Source organism: Mucilaginibacter corticis (assembly GCF_007558865.1).
Lineage (GTDB): Bacteria > Bacteroidota > Bacteroidia > Sphingobacteriales > Sphingobacteriaceae > Mucilaginibacter > Mucilaginibacter corticis.
Genome location: NZ_VLPK01000008.1, coordinates 1 through 15806 on the forward strand (window position 1 = coordinate 1; position 15806 = coordinate 15806).

At 46.3% G+C, this 15806-nt stretch carries 25 protein-coding genes; 6 read left to right on the forward strand and 19 right to left on the reverse strand.

What is annotated here, in order from left to right:
• The coding region (locus FO440_RS23410) for a divalent metal cation transporter (protein ID WP_144250749.1) at positions 1–472 on the reverse strand (472 nt) is incomplete at its 3' end.
• 230 nt (positions 473–702) lie between these two features.
• Between FO440_RS23410 and FO440_RS23415 the strand changes: the two genes are divergently transcribed.
• Complete coding sequence (locus FO440_RS23415; protein WP_144250750.1) at positions 703–1095, forward strand: response regulator; 393 nt, start codon at positions 703–705, stop codon at positions 1093–1095.
• On the opposite strand, the gene FO440_RS23420 is transcribed toward FO440_RS23415, so the two are convergent.
• From FO440_RS23420 to FO440_RS25175, 9 genes are all read right to left on the reverse strand, one after another.
• A complete protein-coding gene (locus tag FO440_RS23420) occupies positions 1096–1341 on the reverse strand; it encodes a hypothetical protein (RefSeq protein ID WP_144250751.1) in 246 nt (81 codons plus the stop codon).
• A gap of 61 nt (positions 1342–1402) precedes the next feature.
• Positions 1403–1819 (reverse strand): hypothetical protein, encoded by a 417-nt coding sequence (locus FO440_RS23425; RefSeq protein ID WP_186292779.1) that lies wholly within the window; start codon positions 1817–1819, stop codon positions 1403–1405.
• Positions 1820–1862: 43 nt separating this feature from the next.
• Positions 1863–2294 (reverse strand): response regulator, encoded by a 432-nt coding sequence (locus FO440_RS23430; protein ID WP_246104312.1) that lies wholly within the window; start codon positions 2292–2294, stop codon positions 1863–1865.
• Positions 2225–3427 (reverse strand): ATP-binding protein, encoded by a 1203-nt coding sequence (locus FO440_RS23435; RefSeq protein ID WP_246104313.1) that lies wholly within the window; start codon positions 3425–3427, stop codon positions 2225–2227. The genes FO440_RS23430 and FO440_RS23435 overlap by 70 nt, the downstream gene beginning before the upstream one ends.
• Entirely contained in the window at positions 3424–4434 is a 1011-nt protein-coding gene (locus FO440_RS23440; protein WP_144250753.1) for an ATP-binding protein, read from the reverse strand. The genes FO440_RS23435 and FO440_RS23440 overlap by 4 nt, the downstream gene beginning before the upstream one ends.
• Complete coding sequence (locus FO440_RS23445) at positions 4427–4840, reverse strand: anti-sigma regulatory factor (RefSeq protein ID WP_144250754.1); 414 nt, start codon at positions 4838–4840, stop codon at positions 4427–4429. Before FO440_RS23445 ends, FO440_RS23440 begins: the two co-directional genes overlap by 8 nt.
• Positions 4821–5231, reverse strand: a complete 411-nt coding sequence (locus FO440_RS23450) for an STAS domain-containing protein (RefSeq protein ID WP_144250755.1) — start codon at positions 5229–5231, stop codon at positions 4821–4823. Before FO440_RS23450 ends, FO440_RS23445 begins: the two co-directional genes overlap by 20 nt.
• A gap of 11 nt (positions 5232–5242) precedes the next feature.
• The gene (locus FO440_RS23455) at positions 5243–6106 is read right to left on the reverse strand and encodes an STAS domain-containing protein (protein ID WP_144250756.1); all 864 of its coding nucleotides are present in this window, start codon (positions 6104–6106) and stop codon (positions 5243–5245) included.
• 116 nt (positions 6107–6222) lie between these two features.
• Positions 6223–6381 carry an alpha-amylase domain-containing protein gene (locus tag FO440_RS25175; RefSeq protein ID WP_144250860.1) on the reverse strand — a complete coding sequence of 53 codons (159 nt, stop codon included), beginning with the start codon at positions 6379–6381 and terminating at the stop codon, positions 6223–6225.
• 54 nt (positions 6382–6435) lie between these two features.
• Here FO440_RS25175 and FO440_RS23465 point away from each other — a divergent pair, with 54 nt between their 5' ends.
• The 3 genes from FO440_RS23465 to FO440_RS23475 all read left to right on the forward strand — a co-directional run bounded on the left by FO440_RS23465 (position 6436) and on the right by FO440_RS23475 (position 8490).
• Positions 6436–6972, forward strand: coding sequence for a hypothetical protein (locus FO440_RS23465; protein WP_144250757.1), 537 nt, complete (start codon positions 6436–6438; stop codon positions 6970–6972).
• 16 nt (positions 6973–6988) lie between these two features.
• Positions 6989–7285, forward strand: a complete 297-nt coding sequence (locus FO440_RS23470; RefSeq protein ID WP_144250758.1) for a hypothetical protein — start codon at positions 6989–6991, stop codon at positions 7283–7285.
• A 404-nt stretch (positions 7286–7689) separates the two neighbouring features.
• Positions 7690–8490, forward strand: a complete 801-nt coding sequence (locus tag FO440_RS23475; RefSeq protein ID WP_144250759.1) for a hypothetical protein — start codon at positions 7690–7692, stop codon at positions 8488–8490.
• A 69-nt stretch (positions 8491–8559) separates the two neighbouring features.
• On the opposite strand, the gene FO440_RS23480 is transcribed toward FO440_RS23475, so the two are convergent.
• The 7 genes from FO440_RS23480 to FO440_RS24620 form a co-directional block, all read right to left on the reverse strand.
• Positions 8560–8886, reverse strand: coding sequence for a glycine-rich domain-containing protein-like (locus tag FO440_RS23480; protein ID WP_144250760.1), 327 nt, complete (start codon positions 8884–8886; stop codon positions 8560–8562).
• Between the two features lie 90 nt (positions 8887–8976).
• The gene (locus tag FO440_RS23485; RefSeq protein ID WP_144250761.1) at positions 8977–9198 is read right to left on the reverse strand and encodes a hypothetical protein; all 222 of its coding nucleotides are present in this window, start codon (positions 9196–9198) and stop codon (positions 8977–8979) included.
• A 58-nt stretch (positions 9199–9256) separates the two neighbouring features.
• Positions 9257–9454, reverse strand: coding sequence for a hypothetical protein (locus FO440_RS23490; RefSeq protein ID WP_144250762.1), 198 nt, complete (start codon positions 9452–9454; stop codon positions 9257–9259).
• Between the two features lie 4 nt (positions 9455–9458).
• Positions 9459–10124: a response regulator gene (locus tag FO440_RS23495; RefSeq protein ID WP_144250763.1), complete on the reverse strand. Its 666-nt coding sequence runs from the start codon at positions 10122–10124 to the stop codon at positions 9459–9461.
• Positions 10117–11784 carry a tetratricopeptide repeat-containing sensor histidine kinase gene (locus FO440_RS23500; protein ID WP_246104314.1) on the reverse strand — a complete coding sequence of 556 codons (1668 nt, stop codon included), beginning with the start codon at positions 11782–11784 and terminating at the stop codon, positions 10117–10119. The genes FO440_RS23495 and FO440_RS23500 overlap by 8 nt, the downstream gene beginning before the upstream one ends.
• Before the next feature lie 88 nt (positions 11785–11872).
• Positions 11873–12046 carry a hypothetical protein gene (locus tag FO440_RS24615; protein ID WP_186292780.1) on the reverse strand — a complete coding sequence of 58 codons (174 nt, stop codon included), beginning with the start codon at positions 12044–12046 and terminating at the stop codon, positions 11873–11875.
• Between the two features lie 34 nt (positions 12047–12080).
• Entirely contained in the window at positions 12081–12224 is a 144-nt protein-coding gene (locus tag FO440_RS24620) for a hypothetical protein (protein WP_186292781.1), read from the reverse strand.
• Positions 12225–12586: 362 nt separating this feature from the next.
• On the opposite strand from FO440_RS24620, the gene FO440_RS23505 reads away from it, so the two are divergent.
• Positions 12587–13258: a hypothetical protein gene (locus FO440_RS23505; protein ID WP_144250764.1), complete on the forward strand. Its 672-nt coding sequence runs from the start codon at positions 12587–12589 to the stop codon at positions 13256–13258.
• A gap of 38 nt (positions 13259–13296) precedes the next feature.
• On the opposite strand, the gene FO440_RS24625 is transcribed toward FO440_RS23505, so the two are convergent.
• Complete coding sequence (locus FO440_RS24625; RefSeq protein ID WP_186292782.1) at positions 13297–13443, reverse strand: hypothetical protein; 147 nt, start codon at positions 13441–13443, stop codon at positions 13297–13299.
• Positions 13444–13550: 107 nt separating this feature from the next.
• Between FO440_RS24625 and FO440_RS23510 the strand changes: the two genes are divergently transcribed.
• Complete coding sequence (locus tag FO440_RS23510; RefSeq protein WP_144250765.1) at positions 13551–14201, forward strand: DNA/RNA non-specific endonuclease; 651 nt, start codon at positions 13551–13553, stop codon at positions 14199–14201.
• A gap of 46 nt (positions 14202–14247) precedes the next feature.
• Here FO440_RS23510 and FO440_RS23515 read toward each other — a convergent pair whose 3' ends face one another.
• Positions 14248–15792 carry a RagB/SusD family nutrient uptake outer membrane protein gene (locus tag FO440_RS23515; RefSeq protein WP_144250766.1) on the reverse strand — a complete coding sequence of 515 codons (1545 nt, stop codon included), beginning with the start codon at positions 15790–15792 and terminating at the stop codon, positions 14248–14250.
• Between the last annotated feature and the right edge of the window lie 14 nt (positions 15793–15806).

Here is a 15806-nt window from a genome sequence, read left to right on the forward strand (position 1 = left end):
CCAGGTATAACAGTAAAACAAGGCACAGCCATTTTAAGATGGAAGCGATGCGGTCATAATCAAACCGCACGATCACAAAGATCAGCAATGCTGTAAAAAATATACTGAACACAAAATCCGGGATGGCCGGGATGATCAGGTGGGTCACCGCGCCCATGCTTTGGATATCCGCGCCGATATTCAGTACAATGGCAGGAACGGTAATTACCAGTAAAGCATAGAGCACCCATTTTGGGTAATGCGCCTTTAACGTTCCGGGTAGTCCGCTGCTGGTTACCGTCCCGATGCGTGCACACATTTCCTGGATAGCAGCCATTAGCGGAAAGGTGATCAGCGCTGTCCATAGCGTAGCGAGTCCGAAACCGGCGCCTGCCTGAGAATAAGTAGCAACACCTGAAGGGTCGTCATCACTGGCGCCGGTTACCAGGCCGGGGCCCAGGTTTTTAAAAAAAGCTTTAATTTTTGATGGCATAACGGGTCAAACCCTGCTAATTATTGTGCCATTTTCCAGCAATGGTAGAACTGTCCGGGACCGGCATGTTTAAATTAGCTTTAATTAGTTTCCCGGGGACAGTCAGCACTTAATTTAGGCCGGTGATTTCTACCATAAGCTTTTATTGCCGCACAACCTTTCGTTGTTATTCCCTGCTTGTTTGATGGTATGTTTATTGACCTGTAAAGCCAAACATTTAATTTAACGATTTGCATCATAAGACGCTGCTGGTACTGGATGATGATGGTATTTTTCACCACCTCATGAAACTGGCCAATAAACCAAATTTCTTTAAAGAGGTCATTCATTATGATCAGGTAGGAGAGCTGATCAGTGACCTGCTTGAAAATCAGGGTACAGCCGCGCTCCTCCCTGATGTGATTTTCGTCGATATTGCCCTGCCGGTCAGAGACGGTTACAGCTTTTTAGACGCCTTCGCTACTTTGCGCCCTTCGTTGTGTAAAGAGATCAGTATCTATGTCGTAACCGTTTCGGTGAGGCAGGTGGATCATGAAAGGGTATCTGCCTATCCTTTTATAAAAGAATACATCACCAAGCCGGTTTCCATGAACCAATTCCGGAACATCGCTTTAGCTAATTAATTAAAACTCATCTTCCCTTGCTTTCAGGTTGGCCCTGATCATCTCGTTAATCAGTTGCCGCCTTAAAGATTTGAACATCATTGGCTTCAGCAGGTTCACGGCCTTTAACAAATTGATCTTCTCTTCATCCGTTTTCTCCGATGCAACTATTTTCTCCTCAATATTGGCGAAGCGTTCCATGACAAAATCCACCTTGTACTGGTATGACGCGTTTGCTTCCACCATTTCAATAAAAGAATCGTCCATCTTTTTCAGGCAACGCTAATTTTTACTACTCAAACAACAAATCTTCCTGACTTATGTTGGACTAATGTGCTAAAAAGCGCTTGTTTTTATTCTGCCAGTAAATCAGGTTTAAGCTGATGTGGTGCGCATTGGCAAGCAAAACGCGTTTTACCTCCAGTTTTGCATTTTTTTCAGCGTCACTCAGGTTTCCGGGAAGGGTCGCATGTGCAATAGTATTGCCGGTTTGTGAATTGATGAACTCATAATAATCATTGATACTAATCACAGGCATCGCCGGCGCGGCACCGGAAAATAGCGTTTGGTAATGGAGCTGATCAAGGGATGCAGTCAATTCTGCCTGATAGCCATCCGTAATTTTAAAGACGGTAACGGTTTGCTTGTCGTGGTCTATAGCCGCCGAAAAATCTTCTCCAAGTTTGAGGTTCATCTGGTCAACGACAATGAACACAAATCTTCTGGTATCCTTACTAATTTTCATCCTCGGTAAGGTACGCTTAATTATCGGCCGTTTGGCGTTAATGCTATAATTTCATAGCCTGTGCTTTGCGCACAATTTCCTTGAGTGCATCCAAATCAAATGGCTTTGGGAAAACCAGGTCGGCGCCGGCTTGTCTGGCCAGCGTTTCTATATCACTGTTGGCAGAGAAGTAAATCACCGGGATACGCTTTAAGGCATCTACGGACTTGATCTCCCGGGTCGCCACTACGCCGCCCTCATCGGGAATCCAGTTGTCCATGATAATCACATCCGGTTTGAATAAGGAGATCTTACTGACCAGGTCTACGCAATCCAAATTGGATTGTACCTGCCAGCCTTCCCCTTCTAATATGTATGTGCAAATAGAGAGAATGTCTTCGTCATCATCAAAGATCATGATCTTTTTCATTCCCTGATGGCTATCGGTATAGTGAAATAAAAAGTTGAGCCGCGCCCTTCGAGACTTTGCACCCAAATTTTGCCTTGGTGATCGGTAATGATCTTTGATGTAATGTATAAACCCATTCCCAAACCGGTATGACTTTTCAGAACATCTTTGGCCCGATAGAATTTATCAAAAACCGATGACATGGTTTCTTCGGTCATACCGCGTCCCTGGTCGCTAACGCTAACCGTTATCGTTGATGGATCCGTGATTACAGTTGATAGCTGAATAGCGGTATTGCGGTCTGAATATTTTCCGGCATTACCCAGCAAATTGGCAAATACCTGTTCCATCCGGAGTTCATCGATCAACACTTCTACATTATCAGCAAAACTCGTGGTAAAATGATGGTTCGGCAGGATGTGCTTCATCACTTCAACCTGCCGTGTCAGGAAATCGTTCAGCGACACCGGCTGAATATTGTATTGCAGGTTTCCGTTTTCGATCTTTGAAATATCCAGTAACTGCTGAACCAGCGCCATTAATTTGTTGGACTGCGCATCAATTTTAACAAGCAATTCATTTAAATGCGCGCTGACCGGCTCTTTGGTACTCCTGGCCATCTGTGTATACGCTTTCAACACGGTCATTGGCGTCTTCAATTCATGGCTGGCCGTTGAAATAAACTCGGTCTTCTTCTCATCGATCAGTTTAGACTGCCGCAGTTCTTCTTCCTTTTCGGAAGCCAGCCGGTGCAGCGTAGCATTACGCTGTTTGATCTCCTCGTACGCATTAAGCGGCTGTTCCTCTTCAAAGTCTTTTTTCAGCGCATTGATCTTTATGGGATCAAGTTTCAGGGAGCGGGGCAGCCCGATCTTCATCGTGATCCTGTTCAGATCTTCCAATTCCGACAAATCAAACTCAGGCACCAGTTTCTGGGCATAATAAAAGCCCGCGTCTGCGTTGGTAAATCGGATCTCCTTATCAAAGCTCACGGTAGCCATCAAACTGTAGCGTGTTTTATTTTGTTCCAGACCGATATCCAGTATGCCATCGTCCGTGTGTTCAATGACCGTACGGGCAATTTCAGAAACAGCGGTAGCAAAAGTGGTCTGTGTGGCTATGGTCAGTCCCAGCCGTTCTGCGACCTTCATGGACCGTTTATGCGCCAGCACCAGGTCCATCTCGTTTTCTAAAGAGATCGATACAACTTTTATCATCATTTCACTTTTGCTATGATTACCGACATATCATCATTCCGGCGGGCGTGGTCCTTATAAATTGCAGCTGCTAAGATAGTTAAATCATATTTATACATTTGGGGGTAGCGGGCCATATCGATGCGCGTTTTGATCCCGTCTGAACAAAGCATGACCTGGTTGTATTCTTCTGCCGGGTATTCCTGGTCGTTCATGGTATTGGGTATGTTGTGACCCACGATACCGTTATACGACATTTGATTTTTAAAACTCACCGGGCCAAAAAAACGGGCCGCGATATTGCCTATACCGGCAGAGGTCCATACCCTGCGCGCCAGGTCATAGCCCACCACGTTTATGACAGCTCCCCTTGTTTTTTTGACCGCGCTGTGGATGAAACGCAGCGTTTCGGTCGGGCTGTAATCAGGGAATATTTTAAAAGCCGCAGCCGCTTCGTTCACCGCCAGGTTGGCTTCCGGTCCGTGGCCCAGGCCATCGGCCAGCATGAGTTTTAGATATTTATCCGTTTTTTTATAGACGAAGCCGTCACCGCTGGTTTTTTCTCCCGGCTTGTAGACAACAATAGGCCGCATGATCACCGCATTCTTTTCATTTACTTTTTCGGGGTCGCTGTAGACCCGGCTTAGAACGATCGTACCCCAGCCAATTTGTGAGTACAATTCAAAAGTATCGGACAATCTTTTCATACTTCCCAGGCCATGCCCAAGCGTATTGGAAGTAGAAACCCCGTCCTGCATCATCCGCGAGGGATTCATCATCCCCGGCCCGTTGTCGATACTGATGAGTTCCACGTAGGGGTTTCCGCCATTGGCGAATACACCCATCAGCAGTTCACCGTCATCGCTGTATTTAAACAGGTTGGATGTCATCTCAGCGACGATAAGGTCCAGCTCGTTGATCCGGGATTCTATGAGACCGCCCTCTGTGGCCAGGCGATGGATCTCTTTTTTGATCAGGGAAAAATAGCTCCGGTCATCTGCTGTAAAACTAATATGTGTCGCATCAACCATTGGCCCATTTTAATATAGTCACTACTGTACCTTCGCCCACTTTGCTTTTGATCTCAAATTCATTGACCAGTCTTTTGGTTCCCGGCAGTCCGAGTCCCAGGCTTTTCCCGGTGGAAAAACCGTCACGCATCGCTGCCTGTATATCAGCGATACCGGGACCGCGGTCGGAAAAGGTTAACCGAACCCCGTTGTTGCGGCCGCTGGATACCACCTCGATGATGCACACGCCGCCATCGGCATAACGCATCATGTTACGCACCAGTTCACTGCATGCGGTCAAAAGGCGGGTCTGGTTGACCAAGCCCATCTTGATCTTCACCGCGGTTTCCTTGACGCGGTTCTTCAAAAAGACCACGTCCTGTTCTTTTAAGACCTGTATGGTATCTTTACTCAGTGATAAGGTCATCAGCTGTCTGGTCTTCGTCTGCGTCGTCTTCTGTGGAGTCGATCATGGACTTCAGCAAATTCATGCCTTTTTCCATATCCAAAGCGGTGTGCACGCCTTTTAGCGGCAAGCCCAGCTCAATTAATGTGATCGCCACCGCAGGCTGCATACCCACGACAACGGTTTCTGCATCCAGTATTTTGGACATACTGGCAATATTGCCGATGATCCGGCCCATAAAGGAGTCCACGATCGAGACGGCCGAAATATCAATTAAAACACCTTTCGCACTGGTCTTGTTTACCATTTGCACCAAATCAGCTTCCAGGTTGAGGGCCAGGCGGTCGTAAAGGTCAACTTGTATGGTTACCAGCAGGTAGGCTCCCATCCGGAGAATAGGAATTTTATCCATTTGCTATGACGTTAAGATTTTGAAACTGTACTGATCTTTTTCACTTCCAGGCGCATGACCTTAAACGAATAAGCCAGGGCGCTGGCCAGCGTAGCCTTGGTGATGATATTGGATAGATCGATTCCCAGATGCACGACCGTTTGCGCGATCTCGGGACGAATGCCGCTGATGATACACTCAGCACCCATCAGGCGGGTGGCGCTGACGGTTTTGATCAAATGCTGGGCGACCAGTGAATCGACCGCCGGTACACCTGAGATATCAAGGATAGCGATGCTCGAGCCGGTCTCCACGATTTCCTGTAAGAGATTTTCCATTACGATTTGCGTACGGGCGCTGTCCAGCGTGCCGATGATCGGCAAAGCCAAAATGCCGTCCCAAACACGGATCACCGGCGTAGAGATCTCGGTGATCTCATCCGTCTGGCGCAGGATCACTTCTTCACGGCCTTTGATAAAGGTCTCAAAAGTCACCACGCTTAAATTGTCCATGATCTTGTTGACCTTGGTGCTTTCTTTAAAAAGCGTCAGCGGATCGTCGGTGATCTCCTGTTGCAGCACATCCAGGATGGCTTCTTTTAAAGAAAATACAAAGTTTCCGGTCTCGCGCGGGCTGAAGCCCTGACGGGCACGGGTGATGGCAATGCCGCCTAAAATTTCGATAACGGGGCTCCATTCGTCAGACTCAAGATTATTGAAATTTTCTGAAGACAGGTTATTGATCAGCGAATTGATCAGTTCCTCCGACTGGCTGCGCAGTTCGTCGTTGCTGATCAGGTCTTCGCGTAAGCCTTCATCAGCCAGCTGGTTCTTCATCCAAAGCTCCAGGATATTCTTTTTTTTGTTTTTTAACAATTGTTGTGTGTTTTGAGACATGAGTGAAGGATACAGGTTAAAAATTGATAAACTATATGGTCCAAACTTGGCATTTGAAAATTAAAGCGGAAAGGTAAAAAATAGGTTTTGGATAAAAAAATTAATTCGAATTGTATTTATTTGGCGGCCCAAACCGAAACTGAGGCGGCCATGACCTTAAATTCGGCCCAGCCGTTTTCAGCTAACGCCACTTCTTCCGCAACGTTCCCTAAAAGATCAAGCAGGGTCTTCCCCGCGAGGCGATGCCCGTTTCCGTGTGCTTGATTAAAATTTATAAAGAATCTGTTTAACCCACATCTGCCCGTTCGCTTTCAGCGTACATAAGGTACATGAAAAATAACAGGTTGATCCGGTTCCTGATCCGGCAGGAAAAAAAAGCCGTGGACTGGAAAGCCCGGAACGGCCTGAATATTTTAAGAGTATCCCTCGGACTGGTCTTTATCTGGTTTGGTATCCTCAAATTCTTTCCCGGCGTAAGTGCCGCGGAAGTCATTGCCGGCAAGACCATCGCTAAACTTACTTTCGGGTTTGTTCAGCCGCGGTTTTCCATGCCGGTGCTGGCAATTTGGGAATGTACGATCGGGCTCGGTTTGATCTCCAAGAAATGGCTCACCCTTACCCTGGCTTTATTATACCTGCAAATGGCCGGCACTTTTCTGCCGCTATTCTTTTTTCCTCACGAGACATTCACTTCCTCTGTCCTGGTTCCGACCTTGTTGGGTCAGTATATCATTAAAAACATCGTTTTGATGTCCGGCGGAATTGTGATCGGTGCAACGGTTAAGGGCGGACGTTTGACCTCAAGACCGGATGTGCCTTTGAAGCCTGCAAAAGCTGGCACGCTTATCGTATCAATAAACCGTTGATTATTAAACCCTTTTCATGAACCCATCTTTACTTGCCAAAAATGAACTACTTAAACTGATCCGGGCCAAAAGCAGGGTAGGTGCTGAAGGCTTATATGACCAGTATGCCGTAGTTTTGCGGCTGGCCATTTTCCGGATTACCGGCGACAGGGACCTGAGCAATATCGTACTTGAAAAGACCCTACATAAAATATGGGACAGCGCCGCCCTCTATAATGAGCAGGAAACGCCTTTGCTCACCTGGATGCTGGTGATCGCCAAAGGGCTTGCTTTAGAAAACCGCGTTATGCCGGCGGCAACACTAAGCGCCTGATACAAAATCACCTTTACGTGTAATCAGGATTTCTGTTATATTTACAGACCATCATCTGATTACACCATTATGAATATTGTAATTTCTGTTTTATCCGCATTGGTATAAATTACGAGGCCATTGACCACCTCATTCCGCAAATTCAATGAATCGATTCCGTAAAACTTTGACCATGCTAACTTATTGATTGCAATAAATAAATCGGAGAATCTAACGACACAAATTGGTGCTCTAAAGCCTACGGTATTGCATGGTCAAGCCTTTCGGAATCTCCTCTATACAATAGAACAATTAATATTTTGAAAAAAAACGTTAATTTTAGTTGAAAAGTTTAATTACGAAATCGAACTGGCCCATCGAGTTTTCGTTGAGGAATATTAAACCATTTGATTAAAGTACTGAGGATGAAAAATCTGACAAACGATTCTAAGAAAAGCTTAATCAAATTATTGGTTAGCGGTGGCATTAATTGCATAACGAACGAAGGGTTTAGAAAATTTTTGGATGCGCATGCAGTAACAATTGCAGGCGTAGGTGCTTCAGCTACCGGACTTGGCATTGTGGCCCCGATTGTCGCCGGAGTCGCGAATTCAATTTCTTCAAATATTGCAAGTAATCATGTCAACAAATTAGCCAATGTTGACGATTTATTGAGCTGGATAGAAAACAGCGATCCCGGTAGCATCAATCATGACTTGGAAAAGTCCATCATCCGCGCGGGCATTAATGCTTTTAAGTTTATTGAAGTCTTATATATCAAAGGCATAAAGCAAGATGAGACCTTTTGGCTGTCCTCTGAACCTGACGAAAAAAAAGAATTTTTAAGTAAACTTAAAAAATTTTTCCGACAAGCGAATGAAGACCTGAAAAGAGAAATTACCTACATTAAAATCCAGCGCAAATTTATCCAAAAACCCCAGCCTTTACTAAAAGCCTTGTCGGATTACATTCTTATAGGGCCTAATGGCAACCTATCACCAGCAGATCTCAAGAAGTTCAAGGATTTTTATATTTATAAAATGCCTTATTGTTTCGATCTGGCCTTTAAGGAAGAGTTAAAAAGTAATGACCGGAGTTATAAAGCTTTTCAAATGTGGATCGCAGAAGGGATTCAAAAGCAAAATATTCATATTCTACATCTCCAGGAAAAAGCGCTCAAAGTGGAGATTCCGAAAGGATTGACCATGCAATACCTTAGGCTTTAGAGCACCAAATTGTGTAGCTGGCTTTTCCGATTTATTTATTGCAATCAAGAAATTAGCATGGTCAAAGTGTTACGGAATCGATTTACTGCATTTGTGGAATGAGGTGGTCATTGGCCTCGGAATTTCCACCTGGCAATCTTCCGCATATTTTTGCGTATCCAAAATGTGTTGATGCCAAAAGAGGTCAACCAAACGGTTAGGTACGATTTCTTTGTCCGGATATGTCCTTTTCAAGGTTAAAAACTTTTTATATTCGGCTTCTGCATATTCACATTGAACTTTTGTCCATCCGGGACCTTCTTCCTTGTCCTGCATTTTAAGTTTTACCATCGAAAAATCAATAGCATTTATATCAGACATGAATAAAGGAGATGTTATTGTAAATGTTTCGCTCATAATTGTTTACAGTTTTTACATTTCAAAAGTAAACAGGTCTTATCAGTGATTTTTACGGGAAACCGTAAAGCAGGAAATTTTTAGTGATGCTTATTTTTCATATCTGCACAGCGTTTTGCCGCGCTTTTTGGCTTGCTCGAGGGTGAGTTTAACGATCTTGTGGCTGCAGTTGTGCAGGCCTTTGCAGTTTTGGCTGAGGTGATACTTTTTTCCGCCGGGGCTGTCGCAGATGTATACATAGGTGGAATCTGTCGGGAGTACCGGGTGTTTACAATCACTGAACAGTAAAAACAGCAGCAGTAGGGTTTTCATGACAGGTCGTGTTAATAGATCTTTATTTATGAATAAATATAGAAATTTTCCGGATCTTTTACCAGGTGTGACAGCTTGGCGAACAGGTTTTGCAGCCATCTGCGGTGGGGAAAGTTTTTTTGGCCTCGTCTACCGCCGGTTTGCAGGAGGGATAATCCCCCAGATATTCCCGGTTAATTGGAAAGTAAGGGCAATGTTTGGTGTGCACTTCATGGTATCCATTGGTTTGGGCGTGTTTGTTTACGTAATACTCCATGAAACTAGATGATTTTATTGTCTTTGCAGTAGGCGACCAGTTGCTCGTTCTTTGAGAAATCCAGGGTTTCTTTAATGAGGTTCAGCCGTTTTTCAACGCTGCTCAGGCCTGCGGGTTTGATGTTGTTTTCCAGGAAATAAGCAGGGATGTCCTTTTGGAGCGTACCTTTGGCGAGTTGCGAAATAATGGCGATTTCATAGTTACTGAAATCATGCGCGTTCTTTGTTCTTACGGTTTGCTGCAGGCTCGGGGAGATATACTTTCTCCCTTTAAAGATCGCCTCAATGGCATCTTTTAGTTCGATAGCGTCACTTCGGCCTTTCCGTACAAAACCATTGATCTGCTGGTCTTCGAAAAGTTTGTGAACCACTGCTCCGCTGGATTCGGCAGAAAATACGAGTATTTTTAAGGCTGGCTGCATTTTTCTTACCGCTTCGATGAGGTCCCTGCCGGTAGTGATCTTTTGCTCCCGTCCGTCCTCATCAAAGGAAAGGTCGGTAATTAACAGTTGGTAGGGGTTGCTTTCCAGTAAGGCGGTTTTTAGCCGGAGCAGCGCGTCATCACAGTAATACGCGTAGTTATGGACGGTTATCCCCAATGTATTCAGGGTTTGTTCCACGGTGAGTTTTATGCTTTGGTGATCTTCAGCGATGAGTACATTTTCAAACATATGGACAGGTGATTTTAATTTGCAGGCCCGTACCTGAGCTGCTGTCAAAAGTAATGGCACCGCCGATCGTTTTTATACGGTTTCCCGTATTTTTCAACCCGTTGCCTTCAGCCGTACCTGCCGCCATACCGATGCCATTGTCTGTGTAAAGGATCGTAGCCTTATCGCCACTGGGTTCAAACCGGATGACCACGTTGGTGGCATGGCTATGTTTGCGCATATTGACCATCAGTTCCTGCAAAATGTATTTGAGCTCTGTCTTGTACAGCGGATCTATATGGTCCCAGAACTCAAGACTGTTACCGACCAGTGAAATCCTGGTTGTATCGGTCGCAAATGCTTTCAGCCTTGCGGAAAGGTTCTCGTGAAAATGCGCTTCAGCAGCCGGCGTGATCTCGTAGGAAATGTCCCGTGCCCGTTCATAGATTTCGTCGATATGATTGACCAGCCAGTCTTTATCCGGCACATCGTCATTTTGAACTTTTTTTAACAGGTAATAAATATCGTTGGCCAGCGTATCGTGTACTTTTTTTGAATCTTTCAGCTGGGTATCCCGGACTGCCGCCAATGTAGCGGCCTGTTGTTCCTGTTTTCGTTTCCTGTACCAGAAAAATAAAGCGATAAAGGTTCCAATTACAGCTGCTATGATCACCCCGATGATCACACGCTGCCCTAAAATCTGGTATTTGGCATTTGTATTGTCTTTTTGTAATCTCAGGTTATCTGTTTTGGCTTTTTCGGTATTATACCTGATCAAGGCAAACTGATTTTTGGCGGCACTGCGCGCGGTTTCCAGGCTGTCACTCAATTTTTGATAACGGGCAAAATAACCTTTCAGTTCTTTTTGGGGGCCTGTACTGATCAGTTTCTCCAATGCTTCCAAAACGTCGTCAGGACTGCCGAGTTTACTTGCTACAGTATACATTTGATGTGAATACCACAAGGAAGAATCGGGTCTTGAGCTTTTATAAAAATCAGCCAGGTGCGCGTAGCTGGAATTTTGGCCCCAAAGATCTTTTTCTTTTACCCGCATGGCCAGCGCCTTTAACAATTCAGGCGCCGCGTTGTACGAGGGATGATACAGCCATCGGGCGGTAGTGCTATTGGACAAAATACGGGCATAAGTTTCGGGCTCTTTGGCCTTCAATAGGGTTGAATCGTAGATGCGGATCGCTGGTTGGTATTCCTTGTTTTCCCGGTAAGCCAGGGCTTTGTTATTGAATAGAACAAGTTTATAACTCGGCCCGTCGGAATATTTGATGGCCAGATCAAAAAAGGCAATGGCGGCGCTATTGTTCCTTAAACGGATACTGGTCAGGCCTAATTCATTGTAAGTTGAAGAAAGGCATTGCCGGTCTTTTTCTTTCAGCGTATCTAAATATTTTAATGCTGCGGAAAGACTTTCCTGGCCTCCGAAATAATCCCCTGCATCAGACTGGATCGATGCCATATAGTTATAAGCAAAAGCAGCTTGCAAACTGTCTTTCACGCGCGTGGCGACCTTATTGAAATAGTAGAAGGCTGAATCGTCCTGATGGTAGAGAAAGGTCTTCGCTTTTTTGTAATCCGGGTCGTCTGCCACAGTAGCAGCCGGGCGCGGTTTGTTGCACGAAAGCAAAATGTTCAGGATCAGGATTGCCGGCAGTAGAAATTTTCCCAAGGTTCGGTTTTTTGACCTAAAGATAAAAATAAACCGGCACTTAAAAGTAAGGCAGGGTATACCTGCCTTACTGAATTAAAATGATCGCTTAGTGATGTGGCGGCCCGTCCGGTGGAATATGGCCGCCGTCACCGCCTGTTCCACCACCTCCGGGCGCTGTAGGGGTGTCCTGGGTAGTAACTGTACCGCCGCCATTAGCAGGCGTATGTTTATCTGCCGGGCATGACAATGCCAGGAAGAGCGCTAAAAAGATCTCAAACATTTCAAAAAAATTAAAGGGTTAATAAATCCGGCAGCTACCCGGAACCTTGTCCCGGGCATGACTGCCAACCGCGTAAGAAGCGCTTCTTACATTTTTTTGGGAAGTGTGAGCATTGGATGCGGAAACCTTTACCTGCTTCCCAGGCCGGGCTCGGGTCGCCGCATTTACTGCTCTTCATGATCGCGGCCTGAACGTCCTGACCGAAATCGAAAGCAAATGTATAGGGCTGTAATCCGCTTGTTTGCAGACAATTCCGATAATTCCGTTTTGTCCGTAATAATTCCGATGAGGGTCCGGTCGGGCGCGGAAAATGCCGCAGATTTGTTAGATTTACCTTAAAATTTTATTATGACCTCCGCCGATCACAAAAAAAATGTACTTGAGAGATATCGTGAATTAATGTTGAACGGGCCGCTTTCAGAGAACTTAAAGCAGCCTGCGCCGGCCAGGATACGCGATGAAAGTTTGTCGGTTATTGAGCGCAGGTTTTCCAAAGATGACCGGGAGATCCTAAGCTCGTATTTTGGATACCACGCTGATATGTTAGAATACGTTAAAGCGATTGAAGATGTCGATATTGATTTATTTAGGCCTTTGATCCGGTTTATGAATGACACGGTTGCGAATCCACATTCAAAACATGTGGAACTTTTGGCCTGGCTTATTGACTATAAGCCACGGCCTAATCGGGTAAAGGATATGTATGATGTATCAGGTGATGATCAAAACAAAACACCCTCAATAAATTTGGTTGAAAATGATCAAACGCAAAGCGAAGATGTTGAAATCTCACTGGTAGCAGGCAATGCGCCGGAACCACCCAAAATTAACAAGCGTGTAATTGCCTTATCAGCTTTGTCACTACTGGTGTTATTTGTTGGACTTTTTTTTGCGTTTAGGGGAAGGAACAATATTGTTCAGAAGTGTATGTACTGGAATGGTGAGGAATTTAAGCCAATTGCCTGCGATGAAAAGCCCGATGATACAAATGCAGTTGTTATCGCAAAGGATAGTGATAAAATGGTGCATTTCAGACGAGATACCCGTGCAGATACCCTAACCGCAAGTTCGATTGGAAAAATTTGGTATATCAAAATCAATGGAAGGGTCGAATACTATACCGCACCCGGCGCGCCGCCATTATACCCTGACCGGCGGTTGTTGCCTTTGACGGTCTATATCCTAAACAAATACCCGAGAAGCCCCGGTTAACGAGAAAAGCCCGCTTAACGGGCTTTTAAATAGGAAGGTTATTTTCCTTTGGGTTTAGGTGGTAAGTGCGTCGGGAGCGTTGGGTGTTTTGGTTTGTTTGGCGGATCCACATGTCTTCTCCGGTCGTCGCTGCCATCTTCCTTTTTAGGTTTAGGCCCTGGTTTGATCGCTTCTATTTTTTCCATTTTGGTGCTGATTTTATGAATATCCGAAGTTCGAAATTCGTAAGGTCTGATTCTTACGGTTTTCCGTAAAACCGGTTTTTAACACCGGATTATTATCTTCGCCGTAAATGAAGCTATTCCTATACCTTATAATTTTGTGTTCCTCGGTGGTTTACGCCCAGGACACTGTTACCATTCATCACAAACGATATACAACCACCTTCGACAGGGTTTTGCTGTACCCGGTTAAGGTGTATTGGGTGGATAGCGCGGAAAATATTTGTACGGCCAAGGCGCCGGGTCATGTGAAGCGAACGAATGATTTTAAGGCGGATCCTTTGCTGGCGGGGGTTACGGAGCTGAGGGAGGATTATAAGCAGGGGAGCGACCGTTATGACCGGGGGCATAATATGGATGCGGCGGATAATGCCTGTGATGTTGACCAGATGCACGAATGTTTTTATTATTCGAATATGACCCCGCAGACAAAGCATTTGAATGAGCAGACGTGGAAGGCGTTGGAGGAGTATACGCGTAAACTGGCTTTAAGCGCTCGCAGGGTAGAGGTCTGGTGCGGGAGTTATGGGAGTACGGAAAAGATTGGCCGGGTCACCGCGCCGGCTTTTTGCTGGAAGATCTTGCGGTACCAGGGGAAGGTCGAGGCTTATCTGATGCCAAATACGGCGGATGTGAACCTGCATCCCTATTATTACTATAAAAGCACGGTCGCTGAGATCCGCGCGGGTTCGAAGCTGGCCCTGGGGGAAATAAAAAGGTAAACAAAGATTTAACTTTGTTTACCTTGATCGTGATGGTTCAGGCGGGTTAATAGCCTGGGTTTTGGGTCAGTTTGTTGTTGATCTGGATCTCCCGGAAAGGGATCGCGTAGATGAGCCTGTCCGGGGTTACGTTAAAGGTGATGGGCAGCAGCCAGGGGTCGATCGCTTTTAACCTTACGCCTTTGGCGTTGAGGACGTCGACGGCGGTGCCGTTGCGTACCAGGTCGGTCCAGCGGTGGTTCTCGAAGGCCAGTTCGTGGCGCATTTCATTGGCTACGTTTTCTTTGGTGGCGGCTGCCAGGTCCGGCAAACCGGCCCTTTTCCTGACCTGGTTGATATAAGGCAGCGCTTCTGTGTTTTTATTTTCGTCGACCAGGCATTCTGCCAGCAGCAATAACGCGCCGGAGTAACGGTAAACCGGCCAGTTATCGTCGGTATTGTACTCGACCTGGTAGGGCGGGTGCAGGTATTTTTTGATGAAGTAATAATAACCCAGCCCGGCGGTCGGGGTATAGTTTACCGGGCTTTTTACGGCGGTGGTGGTCAGTACCTCGTTGGCGACGGTACCTTCGGCTACGGCGATGGAAATAGGCAGGCGCAGGTCGCCTTTTTCGTAGGAGTCAACGAGTTCCTGGGTGGGAACGTTCCAGCCGCCGCTGGCCAGTCCGCCACGGGCATTGGTACCGTGCAGCCCTAAAATGGCTTCCGAGTTGGTGGTTTTAGGGATGAAGCGCCAGATGAAATCACTTTGCTGGCCGTCATTGCCGGCTTTGTATTGGACCTCAAAGATCGATTCCTGGTTGTTTTTGTTGGCGGGGTCGAATACCGTCGCGTAGTCGGGGAGCAGGATATAGTTCATTTTGGTGATATCCAGCAGGGCTGTTTCCGCCTTGTCATACTCTTTGGTCGGTTCGGACATATAAGCGTAGGCTAAAAGCATTTTAGCCGCGCCCTGGGTCGCCCTGCCACTTTGCGGGAAGGTTTTAGCGACGGGCAGGACCGGGATGGCCGCGTTCAGGTCGCTGATGATCTGCTTGTATACGTCTGCCGCGCTGCTGCGGGGTAAGAAGGCGCCGGTAACATCGGTCACTTCAGTTAATTGCAGGGGCACGCCGCCGTAGTGCTGCACCAGGTCGAAATAATAAAACGCCCTTAAGAACAGCGCTTCCCCGGAGATCTGGTCTTTATCCGCCTGCGCCAGGGTGGACTTAGGCAAGCGGGTCAGGATGGTGTTGACCTCGGAGATGCCGGAATAGTCATTGCCGTAGCGGTTGCCGGGATTGTTGGGTTCCTGGCTGGAAATATTATTATCGATGAATTCGGCCATCGCCTCCGCGCTGGTAGAAGTGCCCCGGTCGGCGGAATAGATGGTGAAAAATGTATTGTCCGAACGCATTTCGTCCATATAGATCCCGATAAAGGCGACGCCCCTCAGGTTGGCGTAGGCCCCGGTCAGCGCCTGATTATATTCTGCCGCGTTCTTAAAGAAGGTGGCGGAGCTCAGCTGTGTCTGCGGAACAAGATCGAGCGTGTCCCTTTTACAGGCGGCCAGGCTGCAGATGATGAAGAGTAGATATGATAACTTTTTCATGTGAATTTCTTTTT